The sequence below is a fragment of the Roseovarius albus genome (assembly GCF_900172335.1).
Lineage (GTDB): Bacteria > Pseudomonadota > Alphaproteobacteria > Rhodobacterales > Rhodobacteraceae > Roseovarius > Roseovarius albus.
In genome coordinates this window covers 27,721-51,914 of record NZ_FWFX01000009.1, presented here as the reverse complement: position 1 = coordinate 51,914, position 24,194 = coordinate 27,721, and the positions used below count along the sequence as shown (strand labels likewise).

The following is a 24,194-nucleotide window of genomic DNA, read 5'->3' as shown; positions in this document are numbered from 1 at the left end:
GCCCGTATTGTCGAGGCGGAGCCGCGTTCCCCCACTGGACCCTGCGCAATGATCGGCCTAGGCTGCGCGCAGATAAGGGAGGCAGATCCATGGCAACGGGTAAAAACATCCGCACCTACAATGATGGCGCTTGGCATGACGGTGATGTGCCGATCATGAAAGCCGCCGATCACGCGATGTGGCTAGGCAGCAACGTATTCGATGGCGCGCGCTATGCCTATGGGCTTACCCCTGATCTGGACAAACATTGTGTGCGGGTGAACGCCTCGGCCCGGGCCTTGATGCTGACGCCGGCGGTGTCGGCCGAGGATATGGTTGAGATCGTGCAGGAGGGGCTCAAGGCCTATAATCCCGATCAGGCGGTCTATATCCGCCCGATGTATTGGGGGATTGAAAGCGGCTATTCCGCAATTGTCCCGGCAGAAGACGCCGAGGTTGGTTTTGCGATTTGTCTGGAAGAGGTGCCGATGGCAGGGCCGGACGTGTCAACTACACTGACCCGCACGCGGTTTCGCCGGCCTGTTTTGGAACATAGCGTCGTCAACGCCAAGGCCGCCTGTCTGTACCCCAATAATGCCCGGATGCTGGCCGAGGCCAAGGCCAAAGGCTTTGGCAATGCGTTAGTGGCCGACGCGCTCGGCAATGTGGCCGAAACCGCGACTTCGAATGCCTTTGCGGTGAAAGATGGCGAGGTATTTACGCCTGTGCCCAACGGCACCTTTCTGGCTGGGATCACCCGCGCGCGGCACATCGAAAACCTGCGCGCCGATGGCATGGTGGTGCATGAAACGACCATGAGCTTTGATGATTTTCATGATGCTGACGAGGTGTTCCTGACTGGCAATGTGCACAAGATCACCCCGGTTACTGCCTTTGACGACACCCAGTATCAGATCGGCCCGGTCACCCGACGCGCCCGCGAATTGTATTGGGATTGGGCGAAGTCAGAATGAAAACAGCGGCCTCTAGGGCCGCTGCTTCATGACTCTGTATTACTCTTCACCAAAGCCCTTTGGTACCGGCAGATCCGGCAAGGTTTTGGCGCGTTTCATCAGGCTGCGGCCGATGACAACGCGGCTGATTTCGGTCGTACCATCGACGATACGCAGCATCTGGCTCAGGCGGGATAGGCGATCCATGCCGTAAGGTTTCAGCAGGCCCATGCCGCCCAGTACCTGCGTGCAGGTGTTGGCCGCTTTCACCGCCGCATCCGGCACAAAGCGTTTGGCGTGCGCCGCCATCAACGGTCCTTCAGGCGTGCCAAGGGCATTGGCTGCCGCTTTATAGAGTAGACGCGAGGCTTCCAACTCGGTTGCGACCTCACCCAGCATCCATTGAATGCCGTCGAGATCAAGGTTCTTGCCGCCGAACATTTTGCGGTTTTTGGAGTAGCTAAGCGCGGTGTCCAGCGCCGCTTGCATCAGACCACAACACCCCGAAGCGATGGAAACCCGCGCGATGTCTATCGCCATCAAAGAACCTTGCAGGCCCTGACCGATGGGCAGGATGATGTTGTCGTCAGACACCACCACATCCTTCATGTACATCTCGGACAGCGGCAGGAAGCGATAGCTTGGCGTGTCGTACTTGGGGCCAAAGCTCAGGCCCGGAGTGTCCGCTGGAATGGCGATCATCGCCATGTCCTCGTGGCCCGGCTCATCGCTGGTTTTGACGACGGTGAAATAGATGTCTGCCTCACCTGCGAGGCTGACCCAGGCTTTGGAGCCATTGATGGTCCAGGTACCATCGTCGTTGATGATGGCTCGGCTGTACATGTTTGTGGCGTCTGATCCAGACTGCGGTTCGGTCAGGGCAAAGTTGGCCAGTTTGCGGCCCGATGTCAGATCGCGTGCCCATTGTTCCTTGAACGCATCGGTGCCATAGCCACAACCGGCAAAGGTGCAGATGTTATGCATCGATAGGGCAAAGGCATAAGCACCATCGCCTAGGCCCAGCTGTTCGTATACCTGAATGCCATCACCCAGCGACAGACCCTGACCGCCGAGCTCTTCTGGCGCATACAGGCCCGTCAAGCCTTGCTCGCCAGCTTTGTCCGATGCTTCGCGTGGCCAGACACCGGCTGCATTCCAGGCATCTACATTAGGTGTAATCACGGTTTCGGCGTGCTGACGGGCACGCTCCAAGATCTCTTCAATCTTTGCTGGCATTCTCATTCTCCGCGAGTCGTGGTGGATTTCCATGTTTGACCTCTATTTCGAAAGCGTGTTTTGTAAAATAACGAAAAAATTGAATATGAGATTGAAAAATTCAATGAACAGACAGATGCCCACCTTGAAAGGTCTGCGTGCGTTCGAAGAGGTGTATTTGAGCGAAAGCTATACTTCAGCAGCCAAGGCCCTGAATGTGCAACAACCCGCGATCAGCTATCAAATCAAGCGTCTGGAGGAAGATCTGGGAATCGCATTGTTTGAAAAAACACGGGGACGGTTGGTGCCAACATTGCAGGCTCATGAGTTGTTTGAGACGATTTCGCGAGCGTTTGGAAGTATCAGAAAAACGGCAGAACGGCTGCGGTACGCTGATCAGTCACCAACCCTTTCAATTGCGACCTATCCGGGGATCGGCACCTATTGGCTCTCGCCTCGCCTGCCACATCTGTCTGAGCGGTTGGGACTGCGTACCAAGGTGGTCACCATGGTCAAGGACGAGGACCTTCTGCGCGAAGACGTTGATTGCTGGATTGCCTTTGGTTCAGGGGATTGGCCCGGGTTTGACGCCAAGTTGCTGATTCAGGAAGAGGTCGGCCCTGTGGCTTCTCCAATAGTGGCGGAGCAGATTCGAGAATCTGGAGACGGGACGCTTCCCGATCATATTGCTATCATTGAACAAGAAGACCCCGAACACCGCTGGCTCAATTGGGATGCCTGGCTGGAACGCACTGACTCGGATTGGCAGCCTTCAGGCAAACGCATCGTGGTGAACGATCACGGGCTGGCGTTGCATCTGGCCCTGACCGGGGCAGGCATCGCTTTAGGTTGGGTGGGGATCATTGAGGATCTGATTAAGGGTCAAAGTCTGGTGCAGCTTTCGCCGGATCTGGTGACATCGCAATCAGGGTACTGGCTTTTGGGGCCAAGCGGTTTTTTGGGAACAGAAGATGGGCAACGGATCTATGAAACGTTGGCGAGTTCAGCGTAGTGTATTGAACCCTAATGTTAATTTAAAATGCGTTAGGAAAATCCTAACAAGGGATAAGACAGAGAATTCTTTTGACTGAGATGCTTTTATGAAATCCCTTGGTTCAAGATTCGCGCATCCTGGCAAGATTGCCTTCTTTAATGCGCAATCGTTTTGAATTGCCAGAAAAGGACCAGACAATGTCGATTGAGAAAGTAGACACACTTGTTGTTGGCGCAGGTCAGGCTGGGATCGCGCTAAGCGAGCACCTGTCAAACAATGGCGTGCCACATCTCGTTCTGGAAAAAAACCGCGTGGCTGAGGCATGGCGTACTGGGCGTTGGGATTCGCTGGTGGCCAATGGTCCTGCGTGGCATGATCGCTTCCCAAACTTGGAATTCGAAGGCACCGATCCGGAAGCCTTTCCCGGCAAAGAGCGCGTTGCCGATTACCTCAATGACTATGCCACAATGATCAAGGCCCCAATTAGGACGGGTGTTGAGGTCACAAAGGCGGAACGCATCGAGGGCCGTCAAGGATTTACAGTTGAAACTTCGGACGGAGTGATTGAGGCGAATAATGTCGTCGCGGCTACCGGTGCGTTCCAACACCCGGTGATTCCCCCTGTGGTGCCGCAGGATGCGCCGGTTGAGCAGATCCACTCGTTTTATTACCGCAACCCCGATCAGCTGCCCGAGGGCGCAGTGTTGGTGGTGGGCGCAGGATCGTCCGGTGCGCAGATCGCGGATGAGCTGAACCGCGCAGGTCGCAAGACCTATCTGTCGGTTGGACCACATGATCGCCCTCCACGCATGTATCGCGGACGTGACTTTGTCTGGTGGTTGGGTGTGTTGGGTCTGTGGGATGTGGCCGCGCTGAAACCGGGTACCGAACATGTTACCATCTCGGTTAGTGGCGCTTACGGTGGCCAGACCATGGATTTCCGCCGCCTTGGCAATGAGGGCGTTAATCTGGTTGGCCTGACCGAGGCCTACACCGACGGCAAGCTGACCTTTGCAGGTGATTTGCAGACAAATGTCGCCAACGGTGATGCCAACTATCTGCAAATGCTGGATCTGGCTGACGCTTACGTCGAACGCAATGGACTGGACCTTGCCGAAGAGCCGCAGGCGCGGGTGGCCTTTGCCGATCCCGATTGTCTTAGCAACCCGATCCGCGAAGTTGATTTGGCAGAGGCAGGTATTACCTCGATCATCTGGGCCACGGGCTTCCGTCAGGACTTCAGCTGGATGAAGGTTGACGCCTTTGACGAAAGGGGCGCGCCAAAGCATCAGCGCGGCGTCTCAAAAGAGCCCGGAATCTACTTCTTGGGCCTGCCATGGCAATCACGCCGGGGGTCAACCTTTATCTGGGGCGTCTGGCATGATGCAAAACACATCGCCGACCAGATTGGCATCCAACAGATGTATCGACAATATCGCGGTCCTCAAGATCAAGCCGTCACCGCCGCAGAATAACCACGTTTAAGACAGGACGACCAAAATGGCCCATACCCGCATTCGCAAATTCAACACCAGTGATACCTATCCTGAACAGAATCTCGACAATGACCTGTGCCAGGCCGTGGTCACGCAGGGTGGGAAAACAGTTTATCTGCGCGGCCAGTGCCCGCAGAATCTTGATGATGCGGTCAACATCGGTAGCCATGATCCCGTTGAGCAGACCCATAAGGTGATGCAAAACATTAAACAGTTGATCGAGGAAGCTGGCGGTCAGATGGAGCATCTGGTCAAGGTCGTGGTCTACATCACCGACGTGCGCCACCGCGAGGCGGTCTATCGCACCATGGGCGAATACATCAAAGGCGTGCACCCGGTGTCTACCGGTCTGGTGGTTCAGGCGCTGGCACGGCCTGATTGGCTGGTCGAGATAGACGGCACGGCTGTCATCCCTGACTAAGATCGGGTTAGGGGGCTGTCCGCCCCCTCTGCCCATTCGGGCATTCACCCCCGAAGATATTTATGGCCAGATGAAAGATGGATCCTCTTACTGGCGCTGACTGGAGTTGATCAATGACCTTTTCCCTTGTGGCCCGCTGTGAAGAAACCGGCATGTTTGGGCTTGCGATTTCATCATCGTCCCCGGCTGTTGCTGCGCGTTGTTCTTATGCCCGGGCGGGCGTTGGGGCGGTGGCCTCGCAAAACGTGACCGACCCGACCTTGGGCCCATTGGCACTGGACTTGATGCAAGGCGGGATGAGCGCGGCAGAGGCCATTGCTGGGGTCAAGGATCTGGGCAAGTTCATCGAGTACAGGCAGGTTCTGGCGGTCGATAAGAACGGCAACACGGCCATTCATTCCGGCCCCAACAGCCTCGGGATCTGGACGCAAGCGATGGCGCAGAATGTTGCTTCGGGCGGAAACCTTTTGGCCAACGATGGTGTGCCACAAGCCATCGTTGATGGGTTTCTGTCCTCGACCGGCCATATCGGCGACCGGTTGATTGCCGCTATGCGGGCCGGATTGGCCGCTGGTGGCGAGGCCGGGCCGGTGCATTCGGCGGGCATGAAGATTGTCGACAAAGTTGCCTGGCCCGTGGCTGATCTGCGCTGCGATTGGTCCGAAGACTGTCCGATCAAAAACATTGCAACCGCCTGGGAGGTCTACAAGCCACAGCTTGACGCCTACATCCAGCGCGCACTCGACCCGCGTGAAGCGCCATCTTACGGCGTGCCGGGCGACCAATAATACAGGAGGGCGTCATGCTCGATTACACATATGGTGATTGGAAATCCCGGGCGGATACGCTGACATTCCGGCATCAGGCCTTTATCGGCGGTCAGTTTGTTGATGCGGCTTCGGGCAAAACCTTTGACAATATTAACCCGGCCACGGGCGAGGTGCTGACACAGGTTTCCGAGTGCGACGAGGAAGACGTTGACCGCGCCGTTGCCGCCGCCCGCAAGGCTTTCGATGCCGGCATCTGGTCGCGGGCGGCTCCCGGTGATCGGAAGGCGGTGATGCTGAAACTGGCGGATCTAATCCGCGAAAACCTTGAAGAAATGGCGCTGTTGGACAGTCTGGACATGGGCAAGCTGGTCACCGACGCGGCCACCGTGGATGCCCCCGGATCGGCGCATTTTTTCCAGTGGTATGCCGAAGCCATCGACAAGATTTACGACGAGGTTGCCCCCACCGGCCCCGGCGACCTGGCGCTGGTCAAACGCGTGCCACTGGGTGTGGTGGGTGCGGTAACCCCGTGGAACTTCCCGTTGGATATGGCGACATGGAAAGGCGCAGCGGCACTGGCGGCGGGCAACTCCTTTGTTCTCAAACCCGCTGAGCAATCGCCACTATCTGCCTTGCGTCTGGCCGAATTGGCGACTGAGGCGGGCATTCCAGAGGGCGTGTTCAATGTGGTGCCGGGCTATGGCGTCACGGCGGGCAAGGCGCTGGGCCTGCATATGGATGTGGATTGTCTGGCCTTCACTGGATCCACGGCAATTGGCAAAATGTTCATGACCTATTCAGGTCAATCAAACCTGAAATCCGTCTGGCCCGAAACCGGTGGCAAAAGCCCCAACCTGATCTTTGCGGATTGCGAAGATCTGGATGCGGCGGCGGACATGGCAGCCTTTGGCATCTTCTTCAATCAGGGCGAAGTTTGCTCGGCCAATTCACGGCTTTATGTCGAACGCTCAATCAAGGATGCTCTTGTCGATAAACTGATCGCCCGCGCCGAAGCAATGCAACCGGGTGACCCGCTTGATCCGGCCTCGAAAATGGGGGCGATTGTCAACGAACGTCAAACTCAGGGCATCATGCGCTTTGTCGACGAGGGCAAGAAGACCGCCGATCTGGTTGCCGGTGGTGAACGCGTAACTGTGAACGGCAAAGGTTGCTTTGTTCAGCCCACGATTTTCAACGATGTGACCCATGACAACCCGCTGGCGCGTGATGAAATCTTTGGCCCGGTTCTGTCGGTCATTCCGTTCGATTCCGAGGCCGAAGCGGTCAGCATGGCGAACGACTCGGTTTACGGCCTCGCGGCGTCGGTCTGGACCGATAACCTGAGCCGTGCCCACCGAGTTGCTGACGCGCTTTATGCTGGAACAGTCTCTGTAAATACAGTTGATGCGCTGTCGGCTCAGACGCCATTTGGCGGCATGAAACAATCTGGTTTCGGGCGTGATCTGTCACTGCACAGCATTGATAAATATACCGCCCTGAAAACCACTTGGATCAAGTATAAGACTTGATCCGGCATCCCTAGCAAAGGCATAGTGCCCCCATGCCTTTGCGATTTACTCTGCGCCAGCTTGAATACTTTGTTGCGGTCGGCCAATGCGGCAGCATTGCCGGTGCCAGTGACAAACTGAACGTGTCGTCGCCTTCGATTTCAGCGGCTATTGCCCAGCTCGAGGCCGAGCTGGGCCTGTCACTTTTTGTGCGCAAGCACGCGCATGGTCTATCTCAAACCACAGCTGGTGCGCGATTGTTGGAACACTCCGAGAAAATCCTGCTCACCGCAGGCGAGCTGAACGATCTGGCCGGTGAAATTTCCGGTAACGTACAGGGGCCATTGCGGCTGGGCTGTTTGTTGACCTTTGCACAAGTGATTGCACCTCGGGTCCGTCGGGAGTTTGAGGCGGAATACCCCGAGGTGACGATCCGGCAGTATGAACTTAATCAGGTTGATATCTTCAGCCGCATCCGCCGTGCTGAGCTGGACGTGGCCCTGACTTACGAGCTGGATATCCCGTCAGACCTGGAATTCGTGCCACTCTTGGGTCTGTCGCCCTATGTGATTGTCAGCCCCGAGCACCCGTTGGCACATTTGGATGAGATCACGGTGGAAGATCTCAAGGATCATGCGATGATCTTGCTGGATCTGCCACACAGTAGTGAATATTTCCTGTCATTCTTCAAATCCCAGGGCCAACGCCCCAAGATTGCGGAGCGCACCCATGACATGGCTGTCATGCGCAGTCTGGTGGCCAACGGCTTTGGATACTCCATCGCTAATATCCGCCCGCTGAACGACGAATCCCCCGATGGTGGCAAGTTGAAGCTGATCCCACTGGTCGGCGACGTCCGCCCGCTGAACATGGGCCTGCTGATGGCCAAGGGTGCCGACACCAGCATCACCGTCCGCGCCTTTACCAGCCACTGCGAAGATATGATCAAAGCGAAGAAACTGCCGGGGCTGACGTAACATGGTTTAAGTGCCATCTCTTGACGCGACCAGAAAGGGTTAACAAGTGAAAATCTCACAAATCAATCTCTATCAGGTCAGCCTTCCGATGAAAGAAGGCGCTTACGCTTGGGCGAACCAGAGCTTTGCCGCTTTCGACAGCACTGTCGTCAAGATCAAGACGGATGACGGGGTCACGGGTGTGGGAGAGATTTGCCCTTTAGGCCCCGCCTATTTGCCTGCTTACGCCGAAGGGGCGCGGACCGGCATCGTGACCATGGCCCCCGGCCTGATAGGACATGACCCGGCCAACATTGGCGCAATCAATCTGCTGATGGATCAACTGCTCAAGGGGCACCCTTACGTGAAATCCGCCATCGATGTTGCCTGTTATGATATTCTGGGCAAGATCACAGGCCGCCCTGTGTGTGATCTGCTGGGTGGGCGAGTTCAAGACGAAGTGCGGTTGTTCAAGGTGGTGTCACGTGCTGAACCGGAAGCGATGGCCGAACGGATCGTGGCCTATCAGGAACAGGGCTTTAACCAGTTTCAGATGAAGGTCGGTGAAAACGCGGATTTGGACATCGTGCGCATCCGCAAGGTGGTCGATAAGCTGAACGAGGGCAATCGCTTGGGCGCGGATGCCAATTGTGGCTGGCGCCAGCACGATGCGGTGCGGGTAGCGTCGGCTGTGGCAGATTTGAATTTCTATCTCGAACAACCCTGCACGACATATGAAGAATGCCGCGTTGTGCGCGACCATGCCCGCCAACCGATGATCCTGGATGAGTGTATGGACAGCCTGCAAATGGTTCTGCGGGGCCATCGCGAACGTGCGATGGATGCGATCAACCTCAAGATCAGTCGCATGGGCGGGCTGACCAAATCGCGTGTAATCCGCGATGTCTGTGCTGAGCTCGGGATCATCATGACCATCGAAGACACCTGGTGCGGCGAAATTGGCGATGCGGCGATTGCCCATTTGGCCCACGCCACCCCGCGCGATCTGCATTTCCAGTCTTCCACCTTCCACGAGTATCACACCCACGCAATTGCCGAGGGCGGCCCTGTGATCAAGGATGGCTTTATGTCGATGTCAGACCAACCCGGTCTGGGCGTTTCACCTGATTGGGACCTGTTGGGAAAGCCGATTGCCTCAATAAGCGAATAATCTCTTCGATTCGCAGCTTGACCAGGATTTACCTAATCATTGCTTTTGCAAGATTTAATGGCCCTAAGAGTCAGTTCATGGCACCCTAGCCCCTGCAACGGACTACCCGATACGCTTGGAAATCATTCTGCAACGCTGTCGCCTTCTGATTTGGGAGACGAAATCATGGTAGATGCAACCGATCGCGCTTTTGTTGGAAATCACAAATTTGGTATGGGGTATGAACCCACTTACAGCGGTGCAAACAGCCTATTTCGCAGGCAATACTCTCGTGACCTTCAAGGGGTTGATATTGTTGCCTGGGGCGTGCCCTATGACCTGAGCGTCACAAACCGCCCGAGCTGTCGTTTTGGACCGCGTGGAATTCGCGCCGCATCGACCAATGTTACGTGGGATGGCGGGCCTTGGTTTTGGGATTTTGATCCCTTCGAAAAACTGCACATGGTCGACTATGGCGACTGCATGTTTGATCCCGGCTTTCCGATGGAAATTCCAGAAGTGATCTATCAAGAAGCAATGAGCATTTTGCAATCGGATGCCTTTTTATTGACTATGGGTGGGGATCACTCTGTCACCTATTCGGTCCTTAAGGCACAGGCAGAACGCCACGGGCCGATTTCACTGATTCAGATTGATGCGCATTCGGACACGTGGGAGGAAAGCCCAAAGCGGTTTGATCACGGCTCAATGTTCTATCATGCCGCGCAAGAGGGTATTTTGGCGCCGGAAACTTCCGTTCAAGCCGGGCTGCGCACCTACAATTCCAGCACGCATGGCTTCACCACGCTGACAGCTGAATTTGTGCATGAGCAAGGTGTCGCGGCAACCGTGGCTAAAATCAAAGAGGTTGTCGGCGACCTCCCGGCTTACCTGACCTTTGATATCGATGCGCTTGATCCGGCGTTTGCGCCAGGAACCGGCACGCCAGTTTGCGGGGGGCTGTCCAGTTGGCAAGCCATCTCATTGATCCGCAAACTGGCAGGCGTAAACCTGATTGGCGCTGATATGGTTGAGGTCTCACCCCCCTTTGATCATGCCGAAATTACCTCGTTGGCTGGGGCGACCCTGCTTTTGGAGATGGTCTGCCTGATTGCTTCACAAAAGTAACGTAATTCGGCGGGGGCAACCTCGCCTTTTTTTCAGACATCCAGCAAATACGGCGTCAGCAGGGAAAACAGCTCTGCCTGCGAGGAGATCATGCATTTCTTGTAAAGCTGCTTGCGGATGACCTTCACCGTTTGCGGGCTGATCCCCAGTATCAGCCCGATGGAGACCGAAGAATGCCCCTGCAGGATCATGAAGGCGATCTCGGATTGGCGGGGGCTGAGAGAGATGTCTCTTTCTGACAAAAGCCTCTCTCGCAGAGTTTCGGGCACGGGATCTGATGGCGCGCTCTCGGTCGACTTCAAATCGTGCCACTGCCGCTTTGACAATGCCGTCACGATTGGGGCGACGGATCGCGCTTGTGCCACCGCCTTGGCCGAGAATTTTCGCCGCGACGTGGCATCACGTCCGATGCACAGCGTAATGGAAACCCCCGGTGCTGGCTGCGCGAAATAGATCAGCTCGTCCACCAATGTTGTCCGGCCATAATAGGTGGCAAAAAACTCGGTCCGCTGGAAATGATCCGGGGCGACATCCCGGTAGCAGTAGAGCCCCTCGTTCGCGCCATCCAGATGCAGTCGGTGCGCCGGGTCTAGCAGGTAAGCTCCCTGAATGTAATCGCTTTCCAGCTTTTCAAAGACTCGCTTTTCCTTCGCGTGAGAGAAAAACACCTCGGGTCGGCGATCCTGAAAGAAGGCAATGATGGTAATGTTGTCGATGGGGCAGATATGTTGCAGCCAGCCATAAAGTGCAGGCGCAAATTTCTCACCTCCAAGCGCGGCAATTGTGCCTGCCAAAGCCTCACGTTCCGTTACATCTGCCATGGTCATACCTCTCTGGGGGTATATACCCCCCTTAGGACGCAAAAGTAAGTTAAATTCAGATGGATGGTGGTATGCGATTCTGCGTGAGTCCACCACCAGCCAGCCAGTTGCCACAGGGAGGGCACAGCATGCGCGACCCACGATATGACGTCCTGTTCGAGCCGATCAAACTCGGCCCCCACACCGCCAAAAACCGTTTCTATCAGGTGCCGCACTGCAACGGCGGGGGTTATCGTGATCCGTCTGCCGCTGCTGCCATGCGCGGGATCAAGGCCGAGGGCGGCTGGGGCGTCATCTTCACCGAACAGTGCGAGATGCACCACACCTCGGAAATCACCCCGTTCATCGAGCTGCGACTGTGGGAAGACAAAGACATTCCGCAGCTGCGCAAGATGTCCGAAAAGATGAAAACCCACGGTGCGCTGGCGGGTATTCAGCTGGCCTATTCCGGCATCAACGGCCCGAACCTCTACACCAAAGAGGTGCCGCTTGCTCCGTCAGCGCTACCGATCCGCACCTTCACCAATGACCCGGTGCAGGCACGCGCGCTGTCGAAGTCAGAAATCAAGGACCTGCGTCGCTGGTTCGTCAACGCGGCGAAACGCTCCAAAGAAGCGGGCTTTGATCTGATCAACCTTTATGGCGCGCATGGCTTTGGCATCTTCCAGCACTTCCTCAGCCGCGCGACCAACCAACGTTCCGACGAATACGGTGGCTCATTGGAAAACCGTTCGCGTTTCGCCAACGAGGTGATTGCGGACATTAAAGACGCTGTCGGCGACACCATCGCCATCGCGCTGCGGGTTTCATTGGATGAAACCATCGGCGATCTGGGTTTCTCTAATGCCGAGGTGCGCGACTTTGTCGAAATGAACCGCAACCTGCCCGACATCTGGGATCTGGCGCAGGGCACATGGGAAGACTGCTCCGGCCCCAGCCGTTTCAAAGAGGAAGCCGCGCAAGAGGAACTGGTGCGTGGCATTCACGACCTGACCGACAAGCCCATCGTCGGCGTCGGTCGTTTCACGTCGCCCGATGTCATGGCCAAGATGATCAAATCCGGCACGCTGGATATGATCGGTTGCGCCCGGCCATCGATTGCCGATCCGTTCATTCCCCGCAAGATCGACGAGGGTCGGGTCGAAGACATCCGCGAATGTATCGGCTGCAACATCTGTATCACCGGCGATATGACCATGTCGATAAGCCGCTGCACCCAGAACCCGACCTTCATGGAGGAATGGCGCAAAGGTTGGCACCCTGAAAAAATGAACGCCAGGGGCAGCAGCGAAAACGTGCTGATCGTTGGCTCCGGCCCGGCTGGGCTCGAGGCGGCTTGGGCGCTTTCACGTCGCGGCTATGATGTGGCCATTGCCGAGGCCAAAACAGAAATTGGCGGCCGCGTCACCCGTGAACGCAAGCTTCCCGGCCTGTCCGCCTGGGGCCGTGTCGTCGATTATCGCGAATACCAACTGCAACAGCGCCCGAACGTGGACATCTATTTCGACAGCGAGTTGGATGCCGATAGTATTCTGGAATTCGGATTCGAAAACGTAGCCATCGCCACCGGTTCCACATGGCGTCGTGACGGCGTCTCGCGTCAGCATGTTGTGCCGATGCCTATAGATGCCGGTGCAAAGATCTATACACCCGATGATCTGATGGATGGCACCGTGCCTGAAGGCAATGTCGTGGTCTATGACGATGATCACTATTACATGGGCGGTGTGCTGGCTGAACTGCTTGCCAAAGCTGGTGCCAAGGTAACACTGATCACGCCCTCGGCATATGTGTCAGATTGGACCAACAACACGCTCGAACAAGCGACTATTCATGCCAAACTCGTCGATATCGGGGTTGAGATTGTTCTCAACCGTGGTGTGGCACAAATCGCGGCGGACCACGTTGTCAGCGATTGTGTCTACACCGGCCGCACCCAGGACTTTGCCGCCGATGCGGTTGTCATGGTTGCATCACGCACCGGCAATGATGAGGTGTACAATGACCTGAAATCGCGCGAAGCTGACTGGGCGGATGCGGGTATCAAATCGGTCAAAATGTTTGGCGATGCCGAGGCCCCCGGCCCAATCGCATGGTCGACTTACGCCGGCCACCGTTATGCGCGCGAGCTGGATGGTGACGACATTGGGGATGCCCTGCCGTTCCGCCGTGAGATCACCGAATTGGCGGTGGACTGACGTGGTGAAATAGACAGCGGTAGTAAAATCATGACCCAAACCCTCGACATTCTGGACCGGTTGATCGGCTACAATTCGATCAGCGCAAACTCAAACCTCGATATCATTGCTTATATCGAAGAGTTTCTGCGCACCCGGGGGTTTGAGGTCTCCCATGTTCCAGATGAATCCGGGCAGAAAGCAGGGCTTTACGCTACACTAGGGCCTGCCTCTGGTGGTGACGGCGTGATGCTCTCGGCTCATACCGATGTCGTCCCGGTTGCTGGGCAGGACTGGAGCAAAGATCCCTTCAAACTTACCCGTGAAGGTGATCGCCTGTTCGGTCGCGGCACCACCGATATGAAGGGTTATGTCGCCAGTGTCATGGCGCTGGCGGATCGGGCTTCTAAGACCCAGCTCAATGAACCGCTCAAGATTGCCTTTTCTTATGACGAGGAAGTCGGCTGCGTCGGCATCAAGAACATGATCGACCAGCTTGAGCCTTCGATTGGCCTACCACGCGCTTGTTTTGTTGGTGAGCCGACCGAGATGCAGGTCGCCATCGGACACAAGGGTAAGGCCGCGCTGCGTGCCACCTGCCATGGTGAGGCTGGGCATTCGGCGCTGGCCCCGCAGTTCCTGAATGCACTGCATCTGGCCACAGATTTTGTTGGCGCCTTGCGCGACATCCAGACGGATTTGGCTCGAAATGGCGCGCGCGACGCGGCGTATGGCGTGCCATATTCAACCGTCCATGTGGGCAAACTGTCGGGCGGGACAGCGCTTAACATTGTACCTGATACTGCCAGCATCGATTTCGAATACCGACATCTGGCGGCAGACAAACCTGATGACCTTCTGAAGCGCATCCAGAAAGCCGCGGACGAAATTGTTCACAAGAGGCAAGGGCCCTTTCCAGAGGCCCGGATCGAAGTGGATCAATACAACGCCTACCCCGGACTGGATGTGGATGAGCATAATGCCATTGTTCCCTACGCGCAGAAACTTGCGCAAACCAACACAGTTACCAAGGTCGCCTTTGGCACTGAGGCAGGCTACTTTGATGAGCTGGGAATTCCCACCGTTGTCTGCGGCCCCGGATCTATGGAGGGGCAGGGTCATAAACCGGATGAGTACATCACTCTAGAGCAACTGAGAGCTTGTGACATGATGATGGATCGAATTTTGCATGACTTGAAAGCTTAGCACAGGCCATGGGCGCGGCTGAGCATAACTCTAACGTGTTACTATAACGGAAAGGCAATACCGACTAAGGGTTATAGAGAGAAAGAGCTTGTGATGGGGTTGAAGCACGGCTGGAGGAGCTAAATTTTTCAATCACAAGTAGACCAGTATTGATAAGCGGGATGAATACAAAAACCACACCGCAAAGGGAACAAAAAACGCAACGACACGACCAAACCGGCGCAGCTGTGTTAAAGCATTGCCTTATGCAAAACACCATTGGCTTAGGATTTACCTAAGTAAGGCTGAGGAACTCAATTCTTATCGCAAGAACGTGGTTTCACTATGCTGGTTTAAGCGAATTGGGATTTAGGGAGGCGCATTTGTCGGACGAAAGAGAAAACGCAATCGATGTGCGCGAGGCGGTCAAACGCTATGGCGACTTTACCGCATTGAAAACCATCTCATTGACCATCAAGGACAATGAATTCTTCACACTTCTGGGGCCTTCGGGTTGCGGCAAGACAACGCTTTTGCGGATGATCGCCGGCTTTGAGAATGTCACCGAGGGCGAAATTCTGCTTTACGGTCAGGAAATCGAAAACCTCCCACCCTACAAGCGTCCAGTGAACACCGTGTTCCAAAACTATGCGCTCTTCCCTCATATGACCATTCTTGACAACGTCGCCTTTGGCTTGGAAATGCGTGGCAACTCTAAGGCAGATGCCCGCAAACGTGCAGGCGAGGTTCTGGAACTGGTGCAGCTTTCACAATTTGCTGCCCGAAAACCATCACAGCTCTCTGGTGGGCAGCAACAACGTGTGGCGCTGGCGCGTGCGCTGGCGCCACAACCCAAAGTGTTGCTGCTGGACGAGCCGCTGTCGGCGCTTGATCTTAAGTTGCGCAAGGCGATGCAGATCGAATTGAAGCACCTGCAGCGTGAAACCGGGATTACCTTCATCTTCGTCACCCACGATCAGGAAGAAGCGCTTACCATGTCGGACCGCATTGCGGTCATGTCTGCTGGTGAATTGCAGCAACTGGGCGAAGCGCGTGACATCTACGAACGCCCACGCAACATGTTTGTTGCGGACTTCATCGGTGAAACCAACCTGCTTGAGGTTTCCGTTGATGCGGTTGAAGGCGGCCGCGCCAAATGCCATCTGGGCGGTGGGCATGAATTGACCTGCAACGCGGTGGATGAAATTGGTGCTGGCTCGACCGTCCATATGTCGGTGCGCCCCGAACGCCTGTTCATGTCGGACGCGCCTACCGAATCTGAAAGCCTCAAAGGGACGGTCAAAGAAAACATCTATATCGGCACCGACCTGTCGACGATCATCGCGCTGGCCGATGGGCCGGATTTCATCGTTCGCACTTCGAACTCGGATCGCGGGATCAAACGTATTTTTGAGCCCGGCAGCGATATCTATGTCAACATGGAGCAGGGGGCAGCCCGCCTCCTGATAGACTGATGGCAGCAGGTGCAGCAAGCGGCGGCAGCGCAACAACCGACACCTATGCAGAGGCGAAAACCTGGCTCTTGATGCCAGCCTGGGTGACCATCGGCATCTTCGTCCTGGCTCCGGTTCTAATGATGTTGGTCTATTCCTTCCTGACCAAGGAATTCCGCGGCGGGGTGATCTGGGAATTCAGCCTTTCTGCCTATGACCAGTTCTTCTTTGATCGTGGTCTCTTTGGTGACGACCCGCCAAAGATCGAATGGACCTACATCGCCATTTTCTGGCGCTCGATCTGGCAGGCCGGTGCGGCCACGCTGCTGAGCCTCGTAATCGGCTTTCCGACAGCCTATTTTATTGCCACGCAGCCAGAAAAAACCCGTGCGATGTGGGTGTTTCTGATCACCATTCCTTACTGGGTCAACCTACTGATCCGCACGGTTTCGATGAAATTCCTGCTGCGCGATCAGGGGCCGTTGAATGATTTCCTGCTCAGCATCGGCATCATCGACAGCCCGCTGCACATCGTGAACACCAACTTTGCGGTGCAATTGGGTCTGTTTTATTCCTACCTGCCCTTCATGGTGCTACCGATCTACGCAGCGGTCGAGCGGTACAACTTCTCGCTCTCCGAGGCGGCGGCGGACTTGTACGCCACCAAATGGGTCACCCTGCGGCGTATCCTACTGCCTGCGGTGAAACCGGGCGTGATTGCGGGTTGTATTCTGGTGTTCGTACCATCGATGGGCTCATTCCTTGCGCCTGACCTTCTGGGCGGTGCCAAGAACTTTATGATCGGCTCACTGATCGAAGAGCAGTTCAAAGGCAACGCAGGCAACTGGCCCTTCGGTGCGGCCGCCTCGATGATCCTGCTGACCATGGTTTTGATCATCCTGATGATCTTTGCCCGGCAACAGGCCAAAGCCGAGAAGGGAGCAAGCTGATGTCAAAAGGTAAATACGATATCAAATCCTTCCCAGGCTTCCGGGCGATCACCCTGCTGTGTCTGTTCATTCTTTATGCGCCATTGCTGGTGGTTACAGTCTACAGCTTCAACGACTCGCAATCCCTGACCGTGTGGGAGGGGCTGAGCTGGCGCTGGTACGCGGACGTTTTCACCGGACCTGAGTCCGGCAAGTTCAAGGAAGCGGCACGCAACTCTTTTGTGATTGCCATCGTCGCGGCCACAACAGCCACCATCATCGCAACCTTGGCGGCTACAGCCATGGTGCGGGGTGGCAAGTTCAAACTGCGTTCCATATCCTTCGGCCTGATCTCTTTGCCCCTGATGGTGCCCGAGATCGTGACTGCGGTTGCTGTGTTGATCTTCTTCAACTCGATCGGGTTTGAACGCGGCTTAATGACCATCCTGATCTCACATATCGCCTTCTGTATTCCCTTTGCCTACCTGCCAATCTCAGCCCGGATGCAAGGGATCGAAGACACCTATGAACAGGCGGCGATGGACCTATATGCGACCAAGCGGCAGGCCTTCACCAAGATCCTGCTGCCATTGATGATGCCGGGGATTATCTCGGGCTTCCTGCTGGCCTTCATCGTTAGCCTGGATGACTTCATCATCACCAACTTTGTCAAAGGTGCCGGTGTGGAAACCCTGCCCACAGCGATCTTTGGCTCGGTCAAACAGGGCCTCAAGCCCAACATCATGGCAATTTCGACCATGCTGCTGAGTGTGTCCGTTGTGATGGTCACCATCAGCTATTTCGTCAGCAAATCAGACAATACCAAATAACCAACAGATGGAGAGAACAATGAAAAATCTGCTAAAAACGAGCGTTGCCTCACTGGCACTGGTCGCAGGCGCAAATGCCGCCGCTGCCGAAGGGAACCTGGTTCTGTACCACTGGTTCGAATACATCCCGCAGGAATTGCTGGACAAATTCACAGCTGAAACCGGCATCGAGGTGACAATGGACACCTATGATGGCAACGAAGCGATGCTGGCCACCCTGAAAGCCGGCGCAATTGGCACCTATGACGTGGCCGTACCGTCAGATTACATGGTCACTATCATGGCTGGCGAAGGCATGCTCGACACCATCGAAGACGGTGAGCTGAAGAACAAAGGCAACATCGATCCAGAATGGGCCGACCCAAGCTTTGACCCCGGCCGCAAGCACTCGGTTCCGTATCAGTGGGGCTCGACCGCCTTTGCCGTGGATACCGCCAAATATTCAGGTGACGTTAATACCACCGACATCATCTTTAACCCACCAGAAGAGCTGTCAGGCAAGATCAACGTTCTCGATGGTCAGGGCGAGCTGATTGCATTGGCCTCTCTGCACATGGGTATCCCGCAATGCTCCACCGATCGTGATCAGCTCAAAGCGCTGAACGAGATGCTGCAAAACGCCAAACCTCACTGGGCGTCGTTCAACTCGGACACCGCCAAAGAGGTCCTGGTCTCGGGTGACGTGACCGCCGGTATGATCTATGACGGCTTCTCCGCCAAAGCGCGCGCCGAGCTTTCAACACTGCAATACGCTTTCCCAACGCAGGGCTATGTGGTCTGGATGGACAGCGTGGTTCTGTTGAAAGACGCGCCAAACCGTGAAAACGCGATCAAGTTCATGGATTTCCTGCTGGAGCCTGAAAACATCGCTGCTGTGTCGAACTTTGCCCGTTACAACAACGGCGTTTCAAGCTCGGCAGAGTTCCTGGATGCGGATCTGATCGCACAACCAGAAAACAACCCTCCGGCCGAGGCTGGTGCGCCAGCCTTTGTTGAGGTGTGCGACGAAGCAACCCAAGCGGTTTACGACCAGATCTGGACCAACCTGAAAAAGTAACTGTTTTGAATGGTCGCAGGGAAACTTGCGGCCATTTTCTTATCTGCTGGAGGCCGCATTGGAAACGATCTACACCGAAAAGCACAAGCTGCGCGACGCCAAGACCGAACTCTTTGGCGGCGAGCTGGTCGCTCCGCACGAGCGGCCCAGCCGTGCTGAATATATTCTTGGCCGGGTGCAGAGTGAAAAGCTGGGAGCAGTGTCAGCTCCCCAGGATTTCGGTTTTGATCCGATCCATGCCAATCACAACAATGATTTTGTCAGCTTCCTGCAAACGGCCTATCGCGATTGGAAGGCCGAAGGGTTTAAGGGCGAAGCCATTCCAACCGCCCTGCCAGCCCGACGCATGGCACAAAAGTGCCCGACCTTCATCGAAGGCAAACTTGGCTACTATGCCAACGCGATAGAAACCAGCATCTCCGACGGCACATGGGAAGCCGCCTACGCCAGCGCGCAGGTCGCTTTGACGGGTGCTAAACGCATTCAGGATGGCGCCAACAGCGTGTTTTCGCTTTGTCGTCCGCCCGGCCATCACGCCACCTATGACATGTTCGGTGGCTTCTGCTTCTTGAACAATGCCGCCATCGCCGCGCAGTCTTTCCTTGATAATGGCGCCAAGCGAGTGGCTATCGTTGATGTCGATTTCCACCACGGCAATGGCACACAGGACATCTTCTATGACCGCGACGACGTTCTCTTTGTCTCGCTGCATGGCGACCCGATGGATACCTTCCCCTATTTCCTCGGCCACGCCGACGAAACTGGCAAGGGGGCTGGGGCCGGGCTCAACATCAACTATCCCATGCCTCCTAAAACGCCATTTTCGACCTGGCGCGACGCCCTCACCGAAGGCTTGAATAAGGTACGCGATTTCAAACCTGACGCTTTGGTGATCTCGCTGGGGGTGGATACCTTTGAAAATGACCCGATCAGCTTCTTCAAGCTGAAGTCCAAAGATTTCATTGCCTACGGCGCTGACATCGCGCAGCTGGGCCTGCCCACGCAATTCGTGATGGAAGGTGGCTATGACGTAGAAGAGATTGGCGTAAATACCGTAAATGTTCTGCAAGGATTTGAGGGCGCTTGAACACCACCACTCACGAAAATTAACCTCTCCCTGTTCGACAGAGCGAACTGCCCCGGGTCACAATGATCCGGGGCTTTTTTTGTGTGTGATGAAAAACGGGTCGAGATTCCATTTATTGTCACTATTGACAATAAATGGAATCGATCCTAGGTACGCCTAACTGAAACCAGAAAGGTAGGCACAATGGCCGGGCGCCCATCCAATCAGGAAGAACGATACCATCAGGTGATGCAGGCGATGGTGTATTGCGTCGCCCGCTATGGTTTGGACGGGGCCACGCTGGACCGTATCGCCAAGCAGGCGAACTTGTCGCGACCGCTAATCCGGCATCACTTGGGCAACAAAGAAGACATGCTGGGCAAATTGAAGTCCTACGTTCTCGACACATTCACCGAACGGGCTGACTCCATGTTCGGCAGCCTACCCGATACCCAAAGATCGCAGGCACTACTCGACACGCTCTTCTCTGACGAAAACAGCGCCTCGTCTGATCTGGTGATGGCCTTTGCGGCCTTGACTGCGCGTGCGGCAGAGGACAGCATTTTGCAACAAGAGTGCCGCGACTGGATCCTCGGTTTTGAAGATAAGATCCTCGCTGTTCTGGCCGCAGACCATGCAGATACCGACCTGCAGATCCTGCGCATGGTCGCCACCGGCATCACTGCGATCTTCTTTAACGTCTCATCGCTCAGCGCGTTAAGTTTGCCAGACAGCTGGCACCAGAAATCCCAACAAGCTGCGCAGACCCTGCTGCGCGCAATCGGAGAGTAATGATGGAATCTCGTATTTTAAACTACGTCGTGTTTGCGGTTTTGATGGTCAGCACCGCGATGGGCTTTCAATCCCTGTGGGGGTTGCTGTTCCTCTACTGGACCATCCCGAACTTCTATGCCGGTCACGCCTTTCTGGTGTCCGATGTCTCACGCGAGGAAGACCCAGTATTGTTCTGGTTGATCCAACTGGCTTGGGTCGTGCTTGGCGTTCTGCTGATCCTGGCTGATTTCCTGCCCGGCTGGGCCTGATCCTCCACTCTGAGGAGAGACCTAAATGTCAAACATGTTACACCTGTTGCCGACCAAAGCTTATACCTCGCAGGAGTGGTTTGATCGCGAAATGCGCGACATCTTTTCCAAAACATGGCGCTATGCCGGGTTCATGGAGGATGTCTCGGAGCCGGGCCAATACATAAGCGTTCAGGCTGGCCTGAATAATATCTTTATCGTCATGGGGCGTGATCGCCGCCTGCGCGCCTTTCACAACATTTGCCGACACCGGGGTACACAGTTGATCCGCGCCGTTGGCAAAACCCAAAAAGCGCTGACATGCCCCTATCATGACTGGACTTATGACCTTGAGGGCAACCTGATCTCGGTCCCGGAAGAGCATGAAGAATTCGGCAAGGTCGATAAGGCCTGTCATGGGCTGAAGCCCGCCAGCGTGGATATCTGGAAATCGATGATCTTCGTGCACCCAGATCCTGATGCAGCCCCGATCACCGATTGGTTCGGCCCGGTCGAAGAGCATATCGGCCCGCACGTACCTGAAGAGCTGATTGAATACGAAGAGGCGCGCAATAGCTACGAGATTAAAGCCAACTGGAAGATCGTGGTCGAGAATTACATCGATGTCTATCACCTCAGCCATCTGCACTCGGGCACGCTTCAGATGTATGATCAAAAGGCAGCAGAATACCATTGGCAAGGCGATCACTACATGTTCTGGGAACCCCCAGTGCCCGAATATGCCGAGAATCAGGATGCCAAACTACCCGCCCCGCGGGTCATCCCCGAGGACCAGAACGGGGCATGGGTGCCGATGCTTTGGCCCGGCATCGGCATCGGCTCGGCTGAAGATGGGTGGAATATCTTCATTATAGAACCATTGGGACCCGCGCTGACACGTGTTCATAACCGCTCGCGGGTGGCCAATGTTTCGGAATGGGCGTTTTCCAAGCAGGCGATGAAATCTTCAAGCTTCTGGAACAATTTTGGCCTGAGCGGGAAATACGAGGGCAACGACGCATCGAGTGAAGACGATCCGATGGCAGGTGGTGATTTCACTGCCGAGGATATCTATGCCTGCGAGCAACAACAGGCTTCGCTCAATTCGCCTTACTTTGAAACGGGCCCCGCAGCACAGGGCGAGAGCCCGGTAATCGAACATCAAAAACGTGTTCTCAAATGGCTGGGCGAAGCATGATTGCAATCACCGATCGCCTGTCCATTGGTACCTTGTTCCGCGCCTTTTGGGGCAAGGTCGCCATCACATGGGGGCTGACATTGGCAGAAACGGCATTTTTCGCGCTAATGCCGCTGATGATTGGCCGCTCAATCGATGGGCTGTTGAAGGACGACTGGCAACCGTTTCAGTTTCTGATGGCAATGTTCGTTTTGGTGCTGATTTTGGCCACTGGCCGGCGCATCTATGACACTCGTGCCTATGGTACCATGCGGGTGGAACTGGGCAAGACGCAGCATGCACGATCAGAAACAGCCCCCGTGAGTGTGACCAACGCACGCGTATTGATGGGGCGCGAGCTGGTGGATTTTCTTGAAGATACTGCCCCCAACACCATGACGGCATTGGTGCAGGTCATCGCCTCGGTCGTGATCCTGCTGTCCTTCCACACCACGCTTGCCATCTCAACCGGCGGGTCTGCCATTGCGATCCTGTTGATCTACTGGGCGTTTTCCCGCAGCTTCTTTCGGGCTAATGCCGGGCTGAATGAGCAGGCAGAGCAGCAGGTTACCGCGCTGGAAAGCGCCAGCCCCAAAAGGGTCGCGGCCTATTTCCTTGGCTTGCGCAAACTCGAGGTTCAGCTGTCGGACATGGAAAGCATCGTCTACGGCAAGATCTTTGCCGTGCTGATGGCGATGGTGGCCTTCAACCTGTGGTTTGCCGCGACCCAAAGCGGGGCCTCGGCTGGTGATATCTTCGCAATCGTCACCTACTCCACCCAATTTCTCGCCGCGGCTGTCACGCTGCCCTATGCGTTGCAAAGCCTCACGCGGCTCAGTGAAATCACCCATCGCATCAATCGATCGACGAATGAGATGCTGGAGGCAGGCGCATGATCCCCAGAAACGCCCCCTTATTTGCCCAGCGTCTTACTTCGGCCCTCATGTGCCTGTGCTTTGCCTATCTGCTGGTCTTTGGTCCGGCCAAGGTTTCGGCGGATGAGGCGCGCGCGGTTGCACTGGCCTATTACACTGCTCTGGCCGAGGAAGACTGGACAACCGTTTCAACCCTGTTTCAGCCACATGCGAGTATTCAGGTCCGTGCTGAATACGGCGGTGCTGCCGAACCGGATGGCTATGACACCACCGCCACCAACTGGGCCGAGGTGGCGGGCACCTCAGGCGGCGGATGGGGTTTTGCATCCACTGGCGCCGGCCTGAGCGAAAGCAACTGGACCTTCGCCCCCGCCGACATCGCCATAGAATCTGACGGCACATACATCCGCATCGATCACAGCTCGGACTATGACTTTCAGGGCTACAAAGGGCAGGCCACCGGCCACGAAACTCTCACCCTGACCCGCTACTATGGCCGCCCGGTGATCACCGCATTGAAATCGTACAAAAGTTTTGGAGAGTGACATGACATATCTGCCATCAAAAGTCCCCGCACTGGTCTTTGCAGCCCTGACTGCTGCCAGCCCGGCCATGGCTGATCAAATCTCAGACGCCGAGGCATTGGTGAATTCCTACTACACTGCCGCCGCTCAGGACGATTGGAACACGCTCTATGCCCTCTTTTCCGAGGACAGCACCATCAAGATCTCAATGCAGTTCGGTGGCTGGATCCCGGATGAACACTTCACCTTCAAATCCGCTGATCTGATGAATGCCGACAACAGCGGGTTGGAAGAGCTTGAAAAGTTCACCCAATCCAACCTCAGCCACCGCATCGTCAAGACCGAAGAAGTTGGCGATACCATCAAGGTCTACGCCGTCCAGACCAGCACCTATGCCTACGAGGACCACACCGGCGACCTGACCGAAAACGATACTTTCGTGATCGCCAACGCCGTAGGCCAGCCATTGGTGCAGACCTATCAAAACATCCAGAACTACGAGTAACC

24 protein-coding genes are annotated in these 24,194 nt (G+C 55.7%); 22 read left to right on the top strand and 2 right to left on the bottom strand.

The window, feature by feature from the left end:
- Window positions 1–89: 89 nt before the first annotated feature.
- A complete protein-coding gene (locus ROA7450_RS13990; RefSeq protein ID WP_085806477.1) occupies window positions 90–953 on the top strand; it encodes a branched-chain amino acid aminotransferase in 864 nt (287 codons plus the stop codon).
- 39 nt (window positions 954–992) lie between these two features.
- Here ROA7450_RS13990 and ROA7450_RS13985 read toward each other — a convergent pair whose 3' ends face one another.
- Window positions 993–2,168: an acyl-CoA dehydrogenase family protein gene (locus ROA7450_RS13985; RefSeq protein ID WP_085806476.1), complete on the bottom strand. Its 1,176-nt coding sequence runs from the start codon at window positions 2,166–2,168 to the stop codon at window positions 993–995.
- Between the two features lie 115 nt (window positions 2,169–2,283).
- Here ROA7450_RS13985 and ROA7450_RS13980 point away from each other — a divergent pair, with 115 nt between their 5' ends.
- The 8 genes from ROA7450_RS13980 (at window position 2,284) to speB (ending at window position 10,570) form a co-directional block, all read left to right on the top strand.
- A complete protein-coding gene (locus ROA7450_RS13980; RefSeq protein ID WP_159454055.1) occupies window positions 2,284–3,159 on the top strand; it encodes a LysR family transcriptional regulator in 876 nt (291 codons plus the stop codon).
- A gap of 179 nt (window positions 3,160–3,338) precedes the next feature.
- Window positions 3,339–4,616, top strand: a complete 1,278-nt coding sequence (locus ROA7450_RS13975) for a flavin-containing monooxygenase (RefSeq protein WP_085806602.1) — start codon at window positions 3,339–3,341, stop codon at window positions 4,614–4,616.
- A gap of 25 nt (window positions 4,617–4,641) precedes the next feature.
- On the top strand, window positions 4,642–5,058 hold the full coding sequence (locus ROA7450_RS13970) for a RidA family protein (RefSeq protein WP_085806474.1): 417 nt from the start codon (window positions 4,642–4,644) through the stop codon (window positions 5,056–5,058).
- Between the two features lie 113 nt (window positions 5,059–5,171).
- Window positions 5,172–5,846, top strand: coding sequence for a DUF1028 domain-containing protein (locus ROA7450_RS13965; RefSeq protein ID WP_085806473.1), 675 nt, complete (start codon window positions 5,172–5,174; stop codon window positions 5,844–5,846).
- A gap of 14 nt (window positions 5,847–5,860) precedes the next feature.
- Entirely contained in the window at window positions 5,861–7,357 is a 1,497-nt protein-coding gene (locus ROA7450_RS13960; protein WP_085806472.1) for an aldehyde dehydrogenase, read from the top strand.
- Between the two features lie 32 nt (window positions 7,358–7,389).
- Window positions 7,390–8,313 carry a LysR family transcriptional regulator gene (locus ROA7450_RS13955; protein WP_085806471.1) on the top strand — a complete coding sequence of 308 codons (924 nt, stop codon included), beginning with the start codon at window positions 7,390–7,392 and terminating at the stop codon, window positions 8,311–8,313.
- 46 nt (window positions 8,314–8,359) lie between these two features.
- A complete protein-coding gene (locus tag ROA7450_RS13950) occupies window positions 8,360–9,463 on the top strand; it encodes a cis-3-hydroxy-L-proline dehydratase (RefSeq protein ID WP_085806470.1) in 1,104 nt (367 codons plus the stop codon).
- Between the two features lie 165 nt (window positions 9,464–9,628).
- Entirely contained in the window at window positions 9,629–10,570 is a 942-nt protein-coding gene (speB, locus tag ROA7450_RS13945) for an agmatinase (RefSeq protein ID WP_085806469.1), read from the top strand.
- Window positions 10,571–10,602: 32 nt separating this feature from the next.
- On the opposite strand, the gene ROA7450_RS13940 is transcribed toward speB, so the two are convergent.
- A complete protein-coding gene (locus ROA7450_RS13940; protein WP_085806601.1) occupies window positions 10,603–11,391 on the bottom strand; it encodes a helix-turn-helix transcriptional regulator in 789 nt (262 codons plus the stop codon).
- Window positions 11,392–11,519: 128 nt separating this feature from the next.
- Between ROA7450_RS13940 and ROA7450_RS13935 the strand changes: the two genes are divergently transcribed.
- The 13 genes from ROA7450_RS13935 to ROA7450_RS13875 all read left to right on the top strand — a co-directional run bounded on the left by ROA7450_RS13935 (window position 11,520) and on the right by ROA7450_RS13875 (window position 24,192).
- Entirely contained in the window at window positions 11,520–13,589 is a 2,070-nt protein-coding gene (locus ROA7450_RS13935) for an oxidoreductase (RefSeq protein ID WP_085806468.1), read from the top strand.
- Window positions 13,590–13,619: 30 nt separating this feature from the next.
- Entirely contained in the window at window positions 13,620–14,774 is a 1,155-nt protein-coding gene (argE, locus tag ROA7450_RS13930) for an acetylornithine deacetylase (RefSeq protein WP_085806467.1), read from the top strand.
- A 362-nt stretch (window positions 14,775–15,136) separates the two neighbouring features.
- Window positions 15,137–16,228, top strand: coding sequence for an ABC transporter ATP-binding protein (locus tag ROA7450_RS13925; RefSeq protein ID WP_085806466.1), 1,092 nt, complete (start codon window positions 15,137–15,139; stop codon window positions 16,226–16,228).
- Complete coding sequence (locus ROA7450_RS13920) at window positions 16,228–17,157, top strand: ABC transporter permease (protein WP_085806465.1); 930 nt, start codon at window positions 16,228–16,230, stop codon at window positions 17,155–17,157. Before ROA7450_RS13925 ends, ROA7450_RS13920 begins: the two co-directional genes overlap by 1 nt.
- Window positions 17,157–17,966, top strand: a complete 810-nt coding sequence (locus ROA7450_RS13915) for an ABC transporter permease (protein ID WP_085806464.1) — start codon at window positions 17,157–17,159, stop codon at window positions 17,964–17,966. Before ROA7450_RS13920 ends, ROA7450_RS13915 begins: the two co-directional genes overlap by 1 nt.
- A 19-nt stretch (window positions 17,967–17,985) precedes the next feature.
- Window positions 17,986–19,023: an extracellular solute-binding protein gene (locus ROA7450_RS13910; RefSeq protein ID WP_085806463.1), complete on the top strand. Its 1,038-nt coding sequence runs from the start codon at window positions 17,986–17,988 to the stop codon at window positions 19,021–19,023.
- Between the two features lie 25 nt (window positions 19,024–19,048).
- Window positions 19,049–20,110: a histone deacetylase family protein gene (locus ROA7450_RS13905; protein WP_370738213.1), complete on the top strand. Its 1,062-nt coding sequence runs from the start codon at window positions 19,049–19,051 to the stop codon at window positions 20,108–20,110.
- A 183-nt stretch (window positions 20,111–20,293) separates the two neighbouring features.
- The gene (locus ROA7450_RS13900) at window positions 20,294–20,881 is read left to right on the top strand and encodes a TetR/AcrR family transcriptional regulator (protein WP_085806462.1); all 588 of its coding nucleotides are present in this window, start codon (window positions 20,294–20,296) and stop codon (window positions 20,879–20,881) included.
- Window positions 20,882–20,883: 2 nt separating this feature from the next.
- The gene (locus tag ROA7450_RS13895; RefSeq protein ID WP_085806461.1) at window positions 20,884–21,132 is read left to right on the top strand and encodes a hypothetical protein; all 249 of its coding nucleotides are present in this window, start codon (window positions 20,884–20,886) and stop codon (window positions 21,130–21,132) included.
- 25 nt (window positions 21,133–21,157) lie between these two features.
- Window positions 21,158–22,309, top strand: a complete 1,152-nt coding sequence (locus ROA7450_RS13890) for an aromatic ring-hydroxylating oxygenase subunit alpha (protein WP_200812965.1) — start codon at window positions 21,158–21,160, stop codon at window positions 22,307–22,309.
- Entirely contained in the window at window positions 22,306–23,184 is an 879-nt protein-coding gene (locus tag ROA7450_RS13885) for an ABC transporter six-transmembrane domain-containing protein (RefSeq protein WP_159454054.1), read from the top strand. Before ROA7450_RS13890 ends, ROA7450_RS13885 begins: the two co-directional genes overlap by 4 nt.
- Window positions 23,181–23,708, top strand: a complete 528-nt coding sequence (locus ROA7450_RS13880) for a hypothetical protein (protein ID WP_085806459.1) — start codon at window positions 23,181–23,183, stop codon at window positions 23,706–23,708. Before ROA7450_RS13885 ends, ROA7450_RS13880 begins: the two co-directional genes overlap by 4 nt.
- Before the next feature lies 1 nt (window position 23,709).
- Complete coding sequence (locus ROA7450_RS13875) at window positions 23,710–24,192, top strand: hypothetical protein (RefSeq protein WP_085806458.1); 483 nt, start codon at window positions 23,710–23,712, stop codon at window positions 24,190–24,192.
- The last annotated feature ends 2 nt before the right edge of the window (window positions 24,193–24,194 follow it).

What these genes read in the sequence shown, in the direction of transcription:
- ROA7450_RS13990 (WP_085806477.1), top strand. Translation starts at nt 90, where the DNA reads ATGGCAACGGGTAAAAACATCCGCACCTACAATGATGGCGCTTGGCAT.
- ROA7450_RS13985 (WP_085806476.1), bottom strand. Translation starts at nt 2,168, where the DNA reads ATGCCAGCAAAGATTGAAGAGATCTTGGAGCGTGCCCGTCAGCACGCC.
- ROA7450_RS13980 (WP_159454055.1), top strand. Translation starts at nt 2,284, where the DNA reads ATGCCCACCTTGAAAGGTCTGCGTGCGTTCGAAGAGGTGTATTTGAGC.
- ROA7450_RS13975 (WP_085806602.1), top strand. Translation starts at nt 3,339, where the DNA reads ATGTCGATTGAGAAAGTAGACACACTTGTTGTTGGCGCAGGTCAGGCT.
- ROA7450_RS13970 (WP_085806474.1), top strand. Translation starts at nt 4,642, where the DNA reads ATGGCCCATACCCGCATTCGCAAATTCAACACCAGTGATACCTATCCT.
- ROA7450_RS13965 (WP_085806473.1), top strand. Translation starts at nt 5,172, where the DNA reads ATGACCTTTTCCCTTGTGGCCCGCTGTGAAGAAACCGGCATGTTTGGG.
- ROA7450_RS13960 (WP_085806472.1), top strand. Translation starts at nt 5,861, where the DNA reads ATGCTCGATTACACATATGGTGATTGGAAATCCCGGGCGGATACGCTG.
- ROA7450_RS13955 (WP_085806471.1), top strand. Translation starts at nt 7,390, where the DNA reads ATGCCTTTGCGATTTACTCTGCGCCAGCTTGAATACTTTGTTGCGGTC.
- speB (WP_085806469.1), top strand. Translation starts at nt 9,629, where the DNA reads ATGGTAGATGCAACCGATCGCGCTTTTGTTGGAAATCACAAATTTGGT.
- ROA7450_RS13940 (WP_085806601.1), bottom strand. Translation starts at nt 11,391, where the DNA reads ATGGCAGATGTAACGGAACGTGAGGCTTTGGCAGGCACAATTGCCGCG.
- ROA7450_RS13935 (WP_085806468.1), top strand. Translation starts at nt 11,520, where the DNA reads ATGCGCGACCCACGATATGACGTCCTGTTCGAGCCGATCAAACTCGGC.
- argE (WP_085806467.1), top strand. Translation starts at nt 13,620, where the DNA reads ATGACCCAAACCCTCGACATTCTGGACCGGTTGATCGGCTACAATTCG.
- ROA7450_RS13920 (WP_085806465.1), top strand. Translation starts at nt 16,228, where the DNA reads ATGGCAGCAGGTGCAGCAAGCGGCGGCAGCGCAACAACCGACACCTAT.
- ROA7450_RS13915 (WP_085806464.1), top strand. Translation starts at nt 17,157, where the DNA reads ATGTCAAAAGGTAAATACGATATCAAATCCTTCCCAGGCTTCCGGGCG.
- ROA7450_RS13910 (WP_085806463.1), top strand. Translation starts at nt 17,986, where the DNA reads ATGAAAAATCTGCTAAAAACGAGCGTTGCCTCACTGGCACTGGTCGCA.
- ROA7450_RS13900 (WP_085806462.1), top strand. Translation starts at nt 20,294, where the DNA reads ATGGCCGGGCGCCCATCCAATCAGGAAGAACGATACCATCAGGTGATG.
- ROA7450_RS13895 (WP_085806461.1), top strand. Translation starts at nt 20,884, where the DNA reads ATGGAATCTCGTATTTTAAACTACGTCGTGTTTGCGGTTTTGATGGTC.
- ROA7450_RS13890 (WP_200812965.1), top strand. Translation starts at nt 21,158, where the DNA reads ATGTCAAACATGTTACACCTGTTGCCGACCAAAGCTTATACCTCGCAG.
- ROA7450_RS13885 (WP_159454054.1), top strand. Translation starts at nt 22,306, where the DNA reads ATGATTGCAATCACCGATCGCCTGTCCATTGGTACCTTGTTCCGCGCC.
- ROA7450_RS13880 (WP_085806459.1), top strand. Translation starts at nt 23,181, where the DNA reads ATGATCCCCAGAAACGCCCCCTTATTTGCCCAGCGTCTTACTTCGGCC.
- ROA7450_RS13875 (WP_085806458.1), top strand. Translation starts at nt 23,710, where the DNA reads ATGACATATCTGCCATCAAAAGTCCCCGCACTGGTCTTTGCAGCCCTG.